The organism is Acinetobacter sp. YH12117 (assembly GCF_013418865.1).
GTDB lineage: Bacteria > Pseudomonadota > Gammaproteobacteria > Pseudomonadales > Moraxellaceae > Acinetobacter > Acinetobacter indicus.
This window is the reverse complement of the sequence record NZ_VPBF01000009.1, coordinates 38,761-51,300: the sequence shown is the minus strand read 5'-3', so window position 1 is coordinate 51,300 and position 12,540 is coordinate 38,761. Positions and strand designations below refer to the sequence as shown.

At 43.7% G+C, this 12,540-nt stretch carries 9 protein-coding genes and 1 pseudogene; 2 read left to right on the top strand and 8 right to left on the bottom strand.

Annotated features, from left to right (window positions below):
- Positions 1-52: 52 nt before the first annotated feature.
- Entirely contained in the window at positions 53-1,240 is a 1,188-nt protein-coding gene (locus FTU55_RS05190; protein WP_180046385.1) for an ammonium transporter, read from the bottom strand.
- Positions 1,241-1,689: 449 nt separating this feature from the next.
- Complete coding sequence (locus FTU55_RS05185) at positions 1,690-2,661, bottom strand: MBL fold metallo-hydrolase (RefSeq protein ID WP_180046383.1); 972 nt, start codon at positions 2,659-2,661, stop codon at positions 1,690-1,692.
- 97 nt (positions 2,662-2,758) lie between these two features.
- Between FTU55_RS05185 and FTU55_RS05180 the strand changes: the two genes are divergently transcribed.
- Positions 2,759-3,799, top strand: coding sequence for a hypothetical protein (locus FTU55_RS05180; RefSeq protein ID WP_180046381.1), 1,041 nt, complete (start codon positions 2,759-2,761; stop codon positions 3,797-3,799).
- 269 nt (positions 3,800-4,068) lie between these two features.
- On the opposite strand, the pseudogene FTU55_RS05175 reads toward FTU55_RS05180, so the two are convergent.
- The 3 genes and pseudogenes from FTU55_RS05175 to metG all read right to left on the bottom strand — a co-directional run.
- Positions 4,069-4,203, bottom strand: a pseudogene (locus FTU55_RS05175) (hypothetical protein); the annotation flags it as partial.
- Between the two features lie 43 nt (positions 4,204-4,246).
- A complete protein-coding gene (locus tag FTU55_RS05170; RefSeq protein ID WP_045796304.1) occupies positions 4,247-4,960 on the bottom strand; it encodes a hypothetical protein in 714 nt (237 codons plus the stop codon).
- Between the two features lie 58 nt (positions 4,961-5,018).
- On the bottom strand, positions 5,019-7,076 hold the full coding sequence (gene metG, locus FTU55_RS05165) for a methionine--tRNA ligase (protein ID WP_180046379.1): 2,058 nt from the start codon (positions 7,074-7,076) through the stop codon (positions 5,019-5,021).
- 250 nt (positions 7,077-7,326) lie between these two features.
- On the opposite strand from metG, the gene apbC reads away from it, so the two are divergent.
- Positions 7,327-8,604, top strand: a complete 1,278-nt coding sequence (gene apbC / locus FTU55_RS05160) for an iron-sulfur cluster carrier protein ApbC (protein ID WP_180046377.1) — start codon at positions 7,327-7,329, stop codon at positions 8,602-8,604.
- Positions 8,605-8,657: 53 nt separating this feature from the next.
- Here the strand turns inward: apbC and FTU55_RS05155 are convergent, their stop codons facing one another.
- From FTU55_RS05155 to FTU55_RS05145, 3 genes are read right to left on the bottom strand one after another with little or no spacing between them, the layout of a single operon-like run.
- Positions 8,658-10,676: a TRAP transporter permease gene (locus FTU55_RS05155; RefSeq protein ID WP_104471208.1), complete on the bottom strand. Its 2,019-nt coding sequence runs from the start codon at positions 10,674-10,676 to the stop codon at positions 8,658-8,660.
- Positions 10,673-11,170: a DUF1850 domain-containing protein gene (locus FTU55_RS05150; protein WP_180046375.1), complete on the bottom strand. Its 498-nt coding sequence runs from the start codon at positions 11,168-11,170 to the stop codon at positions 10,673-10,675. Before FTU55_RS05150 ends, FTU55_RS05155 begins: the two co-directional genes overlap by 4 nt.
- Positions 11,170-12,171, bottom strand: a complete 1,002-nt coding sequence (locus tag FTU55_RS05145; protein ID WP_180046373.1) for a TAXI family TRAP transporter solute-binding subunit — start codon at positions 12,169-12,171, stop codon at positions 11,170-11,172. Before FTU55_RS05145 ends, FTU55_RS05150 begins: the two co-directional genes overlap by 1 nt.
- Between the last annotated feature and the right edge of the window lie 369 nt (positions 12,172-12,540).

Below are 12,540 nucleotides of genomic sequence, written 5' to 3'. Positions count from 1 at the left end.
GTTGATCAATATATCTCAAAAAAGCCTCCGTTTTGTCGGAGGCTTTTTTATCTTAGAACATATTTTCTTCAGAATTGGCAGAAATCCGGTGGATGGATAAATCTGCGCCATTAAATTCTTCTTCCTGACTTAGACGAATCCCCATCAGCAGTTTAAGCATGCCATAAATCAGGAAACCACCGGCCAGTGCAATCAGAATTGCCAGCGCTGTGCCGAACAGCTGGGAGATCAGGGATACGCCCCCCATACCACCAAGCCATTGCTGCCCAAAGATACCGACTGCCAGTCCACCAAAAGCACCACATACGCCATGCAAGGGCCAGACACCAAGCACATCATCAATCTTGAGTTTATTCTGGGTATAGGTGAAGAGTTTGACAAACATAATCCCGGCGATGCCGCCAATCACAAAGGCACCGAGTGGATGTACCACATCGGAGCCGGCGCAGATGGCCACCAGACCGGCAAGTGGACCATTATGTAAAAAGCCCGGGTCATCTTTGCCTGCAATTTTAGCGGCTATTGTGCCCCCGACCATCGCCATTAAAGAATTGATCGCCACCAGTCCGGAAATGGCATCCAGACGCTGGGCACTCATCACATTAAAGCCAAACCAGCCGACAATTAAAATCCAGGAACCCAAAGCCAGAAAAGGAATCGACGAAGGCGGATGCGCACTGATACGACCATCTTTTTTATAGCGACCATAACGCGCGCCCAGCAGAATCACCGCGGCCAGTGCAATCCAGCCCCCCATGGCATGCACCACCACCGAACCGGCAAAATCATGGAAACTGGCACCAAAGCTGTGTGCCAGCCAGCGTTGCAGACCAAAGTTGCCATTCCAGATCATCCCTTCAAAAAATGGATAAATCAGCGCCACCAGAAATAAGGTCGCCAAGGCCTGCGAATGCATTTTGGCACGTTCGGCAATCCCACCAGAAATAATGGCCGGAATCGCCGCTGCAAAGGTCAGCAGGAAAAAACAGCGCATCAGGTTATAGCCATGATCGGCCGCCAGAGTGGTCGAGCTATGGAAAAAATGCTGGCCATAGGCAATGTAATAGCCCACCAGAAAATAGGCCACTGCAGAAATAGCAAAGTCTGTGAGAATCTTGCTTAGGGCATTGACCTGATTTTTATGCCGAACGGTGCCGAGCTCTAAAAATGCAAATCCGGCATGCATGGCCAGCACCAGCACTGCACCAAGAAGGAGAAATAATAAGTCGATATTTGGCATTGTGCGTTCCAATTGAGTGCACGGGATCAGGAAAAGAAACTCAGTATATCGAGGCGAATAGATTGTAAAAGAGGGGCAGACTGCGGAAATTTTGATGAAGAATTTCGTGAAATGAATAAGACTCGATATAAAGCACAGTGCGGTTTTTTGCACCAAATCAAGTCTTTTTTGAACGCTGTAAAATTCAATATTATTGGCTATTTTTGAAGGATTTAAATTGATTGATACAAAGATGTGCAGCAGTTTGTATGTTTACGGTGCATTTTGAAACAGGCTGGACTGTTTAGAAAATTTTAAAAATTAAGGCGAAAATTGCTGCGAGGGCTAATGTGGTTGCGTGTAGGAACAGAAAAAGTGCGAAAAAATAGCAAGGAATACTGGATGTAAAACAAAAGAACCCCATTAGCGGGGTTCTGTTTATAAAAGTGACTTAGCTCAAGAGAACTGAATTAATCAGTAAAATGTACTGGAATCCATTGATAGCTTTTACCATCTTTTGAATAAATATGGCCGATGCCCGGGAACGGTAAATGCGCGGCCGCAATAGTCTGACCGTCTTTGGCATATTCAGCAAAATGCTTTAAGCGAGTTTCGACTGCTGCTTTCGGGTCAATATCGAATTCAATGGCGGTTTCAGGTTTATCAAACTGAATGGTATGCGAATGCACAATATCGCCAATAAACACCAGTTCCTGCTGCTCATGCTTTAATTTAAAACTGTAATGTCCCGGTGTATGCCCGAATGATGGCTTAAATTGAATATCACCAAATGCTAAAGATTTGTCTGAAAAGACTTTAATATTTTTCGCTTTTTCATAAGGTGCTAAAGCCGCTTTGATTTTTTCCACCGTACCCAAAAAGCCAGCCTGTTTATCTTTAGGCAGTTTTTTTACAGTATTGGGATTGAGCCAGAAATCATATTCAGTTTTGGCAATATGCAAGGTTGCATTGGGATAATTGGCTACACCATTATTGGAAATCCCACAGACATGGTCAGGGTGTAAATGTGTCAGAAAGACACCATTCACTTGTTCAGGCTGATGGCCTGAGGCTTTTAAATTGTTATAGATTGAACCTAAGTGATCGCCAAAACAGCTGGCTGCACCGCTATCAACCAGATAAAGCTGACTGCCGGTATTCACCAGAAAGGCATTGACGGAGGTCTGGATGCCTTTGGCTTGATCGGCATAGTATTTTTTCAGAATCTCGCTGACTTCCTGATCTGCCGCACCTTTAAATTGTGAGCGGTTGAGATAGTTGGTGCCATCGAGCAGGGCGGTAATCTGATAAGGCCCAAACTGATGCTGATAATAGCCCGCGACCTGTTTTTGTTGGGGGATGGTCGGTTCAGCGGCTTGGACTGTGGTGAAAGTTGTAGTGCTTAGGCTTAGAGCGAGAAGGATTGGTTTTAAAGTTTTCATGGGTTCTTATAAATTATTAAGGAAGAAATTGTTTTAGCACGTTTTTATAAATATATTAATGCTTATATTTAATCAATTGATTGACAATTAAAAAACTATGCGAGATGTAATTAAGTTGTTAAAAAACTATCATCAATATTTAGAACAGGTTATTTCAGAGTTAGAGAAATATTCAGATGAGGTCTTCATTGAAAGGTTCATACAAGAACAAGAGAAAAATAAAGTATCAGATCTGTATCAATCGATTAGATTAATGCGTGGCAGTATTTATCAAAGTAAAAATATAAGCAGCACAGTTTTGACATTGATTGATAGTTGGCAACAAGAACAGCAGATTTTCTTTGCTAATTCAATTGAATCAGAATTGGATAATTTAACAATTGTATTTAGGGGATTTTCGCATGTATTGCCAGAAACCAATCTGCCAACTTTTGGTGAGGGTGGATTGTATTTTTTGCTTGAAGGTTCTCAGGTCTTAATTACTAATTATAAAATTATTCATGGTTTCGCTATTGCTTGTACACCAATTTTTAATCGTTTAGATGAAAAAATAAACAAAGAAATAAATCCTAAGTTTGAGAATAAAGTACAGCAGGTCAATGAACTAATAAATGACTTGAAACTTTATAAGGGTGAAGCATCTGCTCGCAAGACTAAAGAAATCTATAAACGAAAATATAAAAGCTATAAAGATACAGTACACCTTTATGAAGCATTTATTATCTTACTGATTGTCCTTTCACTAGCTTTGATTTTTGCACAATTATATGCAAGAAATTTCTTTGAAACCTTGAGTTTAGTAAATGTTATTACTGTTAAGGTGGCAATAATTGGGGTAGTTGTGACCTTGTTCACATATTGTTTTAAGCAAATTGGTTTTTATCGAAAAATTTCAGAGCAAGCACATCAAACGTACATGGAGTTAGAAGCATTACCTGAATTTCTTACTCACTTGCCTGAAGAAAAACAACATGAAATTCGAGCAGATCTAGCAAAGCGTTATTTTGGACAAAATTTATTTGATTCAATAAAAGAAGATTCAGCTTCTATTCAAGAACAGGCAAAAGCGAATGCTGAAGTTTTAAAATCAACATCAGTTCTGTTAGAAGTGATTAAAAAGCAGAATTCTCAGTCGTAATTTATTTTATTGGAGGCGACATGGATGTCGCCGTTCACTTGTGGTACAGGGACGTATCATCAAGTGAACAAGAGATTTTTGTTACTTTTGATCTTTCAAAAGTAAGGGAATGCCTATGCAAAGCAAATATATTTTATAACGCAGATTAAAATGGGGCTGTGATTCAATAATCCTCTCCCTAACCCTCTCCTTTAAAAACGGAGAGGGAACTTAAAGGCATAAAAAAGCCCCTACAACGTAGAGGCTTTTTCTCATCTTAATCTCAAATATTAAGACACTTTATCACCCGGTTTGGCACCAGATTCAGGTGAAATCACCCAAACACCTTCGCCATTACCCGCAGCGAGTACCATACCGTTCGAGATACCAAAACGCATCTTACGTGGTGCAAGGTTTGCATTCACAGAGAGTAATCGCTATTTATAGAATGGGATATAAGAAAGACTATTATTTTGATTGATTTAATATTTTCTCAATGTCCTTAGAGAAATCGACAAGCTCGAACTCTCCAGTATCGCAATTTGCTAACTTACAAACTTCTTCTTCATACTCATCAGAACCCATTGAAGCTATCGCTTTTTGCTTCCAATACTCTGCTTTTTTTATACTTTGTAACTTTTTAGGTAATCGAAAATTATACTCATCGACAAGTGTTCTTTGTGCGATAGGTGAACCTTGTTCGCCTGCTTTTTCTAAGAATTTTAGATATTTGGTGGGATCATATTCAAAGTGTTGAGCTAGTAAATACGAGGCATAAGCATTATTTTGATCTGATAATTTTTCAATAGGGCTTATATCAATTTCAGATTTTAGTTCAGTTTCTTTGAAGAATAATACGAATTCAAGAAGAGCCATAGATGCAGATGGATCACCCTGTAAAATATATTTATTTAAGGTCGCAAGGTATTTTCTTTTTTCTACATTAATATACTGATTGATCTTTGCTTCATTATTTTCTTTTAATAATTGATCTAATTCAGGTGAATATGAAATTGAGTTCGGTGCTGATGGATCAGACATTAATGAATTTATAAGCTTTTGATATTTATCTTTCGCTATTTGAATAGTCGGACTAAATTTATATGTTATTTCATTTTCAGTGGAATGTACCATCAGTGAGATGAACAAACTAATAATCAATATGGATATTTTTCTTAACATGGTTGTACCTTTTTATATGAAAAAGGCTTCCGAAGAAGCCTTATTTTAAAAATATCAATTAAGACACTTTATCACCTGGTTTAGCACCAGATTCAGGTGAAATCACCCAAACACCGTTGCCATTGCCCGCAGCGAGTACCATACCGTTTGAAATACCAAAACGCATCTTACGTGGTGCAAGGTTTGCCACCATCACCACCAGTTTGCCTTTTAAGTCTTCAGGCTTATAGAACTCACGAATACCGCTAAATACGTTACGTGGCTCAGCTTCACCCACATTTAACGTCAATTGAAGAAGCTTGTCAGAACCCTCAACGTGAGCTGCTTCTAAGACTTCAGCCACACGTAGGTCAACTTTCATAAAATCATCAATATTAATGATTTCAGCTTCACCGACTTTCGGTTCTGGCTTTTTCTCAGCTTTCTTCTCTTTTTTCTTTTCCGCTTTTGGTGCTTCCGCAGGCGCAGCTAAAGAATCTTTAGATGCATCGACCATCGCTGCGACCGCTTTCGGGTCAACACGTTGCATGAGCGGTTGGAACAATGCAATTTCATGACCAACTAATACAGTTTTACGTGATGCAAAGTCAAAGCTGTCGAGTTGTAAGAAGGCTTGAACTTGTTCAGCCAATGTTGGCAATACAGGCGCCAAGTAAACCGCCAATTGACGGAACAGGTTAATCCCGACAGAACACACATCATGCACTTGCTGTTCTTCGCCTTCAATTTTCGCAAGCGCCCAAGGCTTTTTCTCGTCGATGTATTGGTTGGCTTTATCCGCCAGTGCCATAATTTCACGAATCGCAGTAGAGAATTCACGTGCTTCGTATGCTTGCGCGATTGAATCACCAGCGTCAATAAAGCTTTGCACCAGTTCAGGCTCGGCACAGGTTGCACTTAACTTGTTATCAAATTTGGTGTTGATGAATTTGGCACAACGGCTGGCAATATTCACTACTTTACCCACCAAGTCAGAGTTTACTTTCTGCACAAAATCATCCAGATTCAGGTCAGAATCTTCAACTTTATCAGACAGTTTAGACGCGAAGTAATAACGCAGATATTCCGGATTCAAGTGCTGTAAATAGGTTTCTGCTTTAATGAAGGTGCCGCGAGATTTCGACATCTTCTGACCATTTACAGTCAAGAAACCGTTTACAAATAAACCGGTTGGGGTGCGGTAGTTGGCACCTTCCAGCATTGCTGGCCAGAACAGCGCGTGGAAATAGACAATATCTTTACCAATGAAGTGATAGACCTCATTGTCAGAATCTTTTTTCCAGTAATCATCAAAATTCAGGTCTGGACGTTTGGTTTTGACGTAGTTTTCAAAGCTCGACATATAGCCAATAGGTGCATCAACCCAAACGTAGAAATATTTATTTGGCGCATCCGGAATTTCAAAGCCGAAGTAAGGTGCATCACGAGAAATATCCCAATCCGATAAACCTGCTTCAAACCATTCATCTAACTTGTTGGCGATTGAAACAGGTAAACGACCTTCGTCACGTGTCCATTTTTGCAGGTATTCACCAAAGTTTGGCAATTTAAAGAAGTAATGATCTGACGATTTCTCGACAGGTGTTGCACCGCTTAACGTCGATTTTGGATTTAACAGTTCAGTGGCGTTATACGTAGTTCCGCAGACTTCACATGAGTCGCCGTACTGATCTTCGGCTTTACATTTCGGGCAGGTGCCTTTAATGAAACGGTCCGACAGGAACATGCCTTTTTCCGGGTCGAACAGTTGTGTCACAGGACGAACGGCAATATTGCCGGCATCACGGTTCTTGAGATAAATTTCTTGCGCGCGCGCCTTGTTGGTGTCGCTATGGGTAGAATCATAATGATCAAAATCGACCTTAAAGCCGGCAAAATCACGCATATGTTCGGCCTGAACATTGGCAATCTGCTGTTCTGGTGAAATACCGTTGGCTTCAGCACGTAGCATGATGGCGGTACCGTGAGCATCATCCGCACAGACATAAGTCACTTCATGGCCCATTGCACGCATGGCACGAACCCAGATATCTGCCTGGATATAACCGAGTAAGTGGCCCATATGGATTGGACCATTGGCGTATGGAAGGGCGTTGGTGACTAAAATTTTACGCACGGATTAACTCTCTCATTCGTATTCATTATGCAATGTCCGCGATTTTACCTTAGATGATGCAGGCTTGCACAAGGGAATCGGTGAATTCTTTTCAGGACCGGATAAAATCTGCATTTCTGTGCCGAAAAAACAGAAAAAACCAAGTCTTTGACTAAGATTTATAATTCCTGTGGCTGCACTGGCTTAACCTTCGTTTAAATACCCGTTAAACTAGGGCATTCGGTTGTATATCCAGATTTGGAGTAACTTTATGTCGTGGCTTTCTTCACTAAAATCGGTCTTTGCTCCTGCACAGGAGGTGAAAGAGGAAGAAATCCAGAAGGTACTGCAAAACTATGTACTTCCTGCTTCCCAAAACGCACTCAAAGAGCGTATTTCTCAGGTCAATGTACAGGGACAAATCCTGCAATTAACTATCAATACTTATCCGGAAGAAAAACAGTATTTGCAGCAGATTCATGATGAACTGGCCGATGTACTCGAGCAATGCGGCATCAAGGAACTGAATCTGCATGTGGTGCAGCAAAAAACCGGGGCGAAAAAAGAGGGCGGCTGTGGTCATAACCATGCCGAAGGTGAAAGCTGTTCCAGCAAGCCACAAGTTGCAGCAAAATCCAGTCTGCCACCTGTGGTCGATGCTTCGGCAAGTTCAGATGCGCTCAAGCAAGCCAATGCCAACTATCAACCCCAGCAAGAAGAAGCGCCAATTCAAAAAGCTGCACCGCAGCAGCGTGATGTGCCAAAACATCCACGTATTCAAAACGTAATTCTGGTGTCATCCGGTAAAGGTGGGGTTGGAAAATCAACCACTACCGTTAATCTGGCCTTGGCGATGCAACAGCTGGGTCTGAAAGTGGGTGTATTGGATGCCGATATTTATGGCCCGAGTATTCCAACCATGCTCGGCAATGCCGGCCAAACCCCGATGATTGAAGCCGAGCATTTTGTGCCTTTAGATGCTTATGGGATGGCGGTGCTGTCGATTGGTCATTTAACTGGTGATCATAATACCCCGGTGGCTTGGCGTGGACCAAAAGCTACGGGTGCCCTGATGCAGTTATTCAATCAGACCTTGTGGCCAGATTTAGATGTACTGGTGATTGATATGCCGCCGGGAACCGGTGATATCCAGTTAACCCTGGCGCAGCGTATTCCGGTCACGGGTGCCGTAATTGTCACTACACCGCAAAACGTAGCCTTAATGGATGCGACCAAAGGCATTGAGCTGTTTAACCGTGTACAGATTCCGGTGATAGGTGTGATTGAAAATATGTCGACGCACATCTGTTCTAACTGTGGTTTTGAAGAGCAAATTTTTGGGACCGGTGGTGGCGATCAACTGGCCGAGCAATACGATATTCCATTACTGGGCCGTTTGCCGCTGAATGTACAGATTCGTGAAAATGCCGATGCCGGTAAACCGTCTGTGATTGCCGAAGATGATGCAGCCGACAGCTATCGGGAAATTGCCCAGAAAATTATGGATAAACTGCCAAAAGCAGACAAAGACCAGAACCGGATTTTTTAATTCTGTAATGTAGTGAATAGAAAAAAGCCCAATCTTCAGATTGGGCTTTTGTTTTAGGCAGATGATAAACCGGATGGCGTCGATTTTTGCTTTCTGGCTTGCAGCACATTAACAGCCACTGCAATCACCACCATGATGGTACCGGCAATATCGGTATAGGTTTCCGGAATAATCATCATTAAGGCACCCACCCCCATGAAAATTCGCCAGAACCAGTTTAAACCGGTTTTGAAATAGCCCTCGACCGCCGCGCCCAAGGCTAGAATCCCAATAACCGAAGTCACGGTAATGCTGACAATGGTGGTCCAGGCCGGGAAGGCAAATTCACGCGCATTAACGGCCACATTGGTGGTATCAATCATCAGCATGGCCGGGTTATATACAAACAGGAACGGCACAATAAAACCGGCCAGTGACAGTTTCAGTGCCTGAAAACCGGTCCGCATCGGGTCGCCGCCAGCAATCCCGGCACCGGCAAAGGCGGCCAGCGCCACTGGCGGGGTGATATTGGCAAACAGACCAAAATAGAACACAAACATGTGCGCTACCAAGGTCGGAATATCAAAATGGGCCAAGGCTGGTGCAGCCATGGTCGCGGTAATGATATAGGCCGGAATCGAAGGCAGGCCCATGCCCAGAATCATGGAAGCCAGCATGGTAAAGAACAGGGTCAGGAACAGGCTGCCCGCACCAATACTCATAATGGATGAAGTCATGACAGTACCGAAACTGGTCAGGCTGACCACCCCAATGATAATCCCGACCACCGCACAGGCCGCCATCACCGATAAGGACTGCCGGGCACCATCGGCCAGGGCATCCAGAATCTCCCGAATTCCCATGCGGGTAGATTTTCTAAAGGCTGCCACAATAACCGTAAGCACAATGGTATACACCGCGGCATAACTGACCGGAATTGACTGGAACAGGAAAAACACCAGCGCCACAATCGGAATCAGCAAATGTCCGCGCTCTTTTAGCACTTCTTTAACCCGAGGTAAATCTGCTTTGGGTACCCCTTTTAGGTTGTCTTTCCCGGCACGAAAATGGACTTGGGCCATCACGCCTAAATAATACAACAGCGCCGGCAGGGTCGCGGCTAAGGCAATGGTACCATAACTGACGCCGGTGGTTTCCGCCATAATAAAGGCACTGGCGCCCATCACTGGCGGTAAAATCTGTCCACCGACCGAAGCACTGGCTTCCACGGCGCCGGCAAAATTTTTGTGATAGCCAATCTTTTTCATCAGCGGGATGGTAAAGGAACCGGTGCCGACCACATTCGCCACTGCTGTACCATTAATACTGCCCATAAAGCCACTGGAAATAACCGCCACCTTGGCCGGGCCACCCTGTTTATGTCCGGCCAGTGCCATGGCCAGATCATTAAATAATTTGCCCATCCCCGATTTGGCCAGAAAAGCGCCAAATAAAATAAACAGGAAAATGAAAGTCACCGATGCGCCAATCGCCGATGAATACAGGCCTTCGGTTTTCAGATACATCTGCCCGAAAATATCACTCACGGTATAAGGTCGGGTCAGTAGCCGTTCCGGCATCCAGTTAAAATGACTGATAAAAGGATAAGCCAGGAAAATCAGTCCGAGAATCGGCAGCATCCAGCCCATGACCCGTCGTGCTGCTTCGACCACCAGCACCACGGTCATAATTGAAAACACAATATCCAGCACATTGGGAATCCCGCCGCGGGTGGTCATAATGGCCTGATATTCTTTCCATAAATATAAAAATGAGGCGAGAGAGGCGAGGGCCAGAATCCAGTCGAACCAGGCCACATGCTGGCGGGAACTGGACTGTCGTGCCGGATAAAGTAAAAATACCAGCACCAGACCAATGGCCACGTGCGCCGAGCGTTGCAGCAGTTCTGGAAGCGGGTTAAAGGTAATAAACAGATGAAACAGCGAATAGCTGATGGCAATCGCGGCAATAAACCAGCTGACCGATTTGCTGCGAGGCTGACGCGTGACCGATTCCCGGTCAAATTTTTCCAGCAGGGCCTGCTGTTCTTTTTCATCCAGCTGTTCAATGGTTACTTTTTCTTGTTGTGTCATACGCAGTCTCCTTGACCCCACCATTTCCAGAACGGTCGTTGCTGTACCGAAAAATGCACCACCGTGTAATCAGGAAAATCTTCGGCAATGGGCCAGCGTTTCTGATTGATCTGGAGCTGTCCTTGCATACGGCGTGAAATGGTCCAATGTAATTCTTTTAAACGATGATTGACCTGCATACGTACCTGGCCATTGGCTTGGCGCAGCACAGGATAATGATCCGGCGTACCGGCACCAAAGGACACCAGGTCGGTATGCGTTAAAATAAAATGCTGATCTTCACGCTGATAATGTTCCTGCCAGCGGGTTTTTTCTACCGAATGTTGCCACTGCAACTGAAACTGTGGCGCGCGAATCACACAGCTGGTGTTATGGCCTTTGCGACTCTCTTCAATCTTGACCAGAGTATAACTTTGCGGAAACCACAGGCCGAGCAGGATGACCAGCACCAACAGAAAAAGTGCAGCCCACACTGCACTTTTATAGCTGAACATTAAGGTGCTGCCACCTCATCATAATAACGTTTCGCCCCCGGATGCAGCGGTGCAACCAGACCTTGCTGGGCTTTTTCCAGAGTAATATCGGTAGCGGCCTGATGGGCATTGGCCAAATTGCCTAAATTTTCAAAAAAGGTTTTGGTCAGTTTATACACATCATCTTCAGACAGGTCGGAACGTACTACCAAGGCATTCATAATAGCCGCGGTCTGCACATCTTCTGCATTGCCATACGTGCCTTTTGGAATCACCATTGGCAGGAAGTACGACTGGTTCTGGGCAATATGTTTGACTTTATCTGCATTAATACTCACCAGTTGCAGATCAAAACTCTGTTGTAGTTCCATCAATGATGAATTTGGAATACCACTGGTCAGGAAGGCCGCATCCAGTTTGCCACCTTTTAAGGCATCGGCGGCTTCGGCATAACCTAGGTAATCGACTTTGACATCGTCATAGCTAATCCCAAAACCGTTCAGCAGGGTACGCGCATTAACTTCCACCCCGGAGTTTTGTGCACCCACGGCAATACGTTTGCCTTTTAAATCTTCAATAGAGCGAATCCCGGATTTTTTTGAAGCCACAATCTGCACATAGTTAGGATATAAAGCCGCAATTTGCTGCACATTGCCAATTTTATCTTTAAAGCTGCCTGTGCCCTGAATGGCTTCGGTCAGACTATCACTCATCACAAAAGCCATTTCGACTTTATTCTGTTTTAGCAGGTTCAGGTTTTCAACCGAAGCGCCGGTGGTCTGGGTTTTGGAGTTAACGCCGTAGGTTTTGTTATACAGTTCGGCCAGACTGGTCCCGATCACGTTATAGGGACCGGAGGCGCCACCCGTGGCAATACTGACAAAACGGGTTTGCAGTTTGTCGGCAGCAGCGGCACTGCTTTGTGGATCGGCCTGGGTGTTGTTCTGGCCCGGATCATTGGAACAAGCACTTACACCAGCTAAGGCCAGCGTCAGTAAGGTCAGTTGCGTCCATTTTTTCATTGACTTCTCCTGTGATTATTATCGTCATCCATTGTTGAAATATTGAAAGATTTCAAACTTAAAGCTGGTTCTGGTTATTCTGATTAAGGCAGCTTGTTGAGTTAAAAATTAACCGAATAATTTGAACTTGAACAGTTTTTTTACGCATTTATACAATTAGAGGTGGGTAAAAATGGACTAAAAACTCTTGATTTATTGGAGATGAACGGCCCAGTTTTGATGACTGTTATATATTCTTTAATATGTTTTTAAGTTTATGATAATTAATAATAAATATATTGTAATTGACTGTGTTTTTAGTTGAGGAATTCCTCTGTTTTGCTGCACAATGAGGCCAGTTACAATTTATTTTTTGCCTATGCCTTGCAA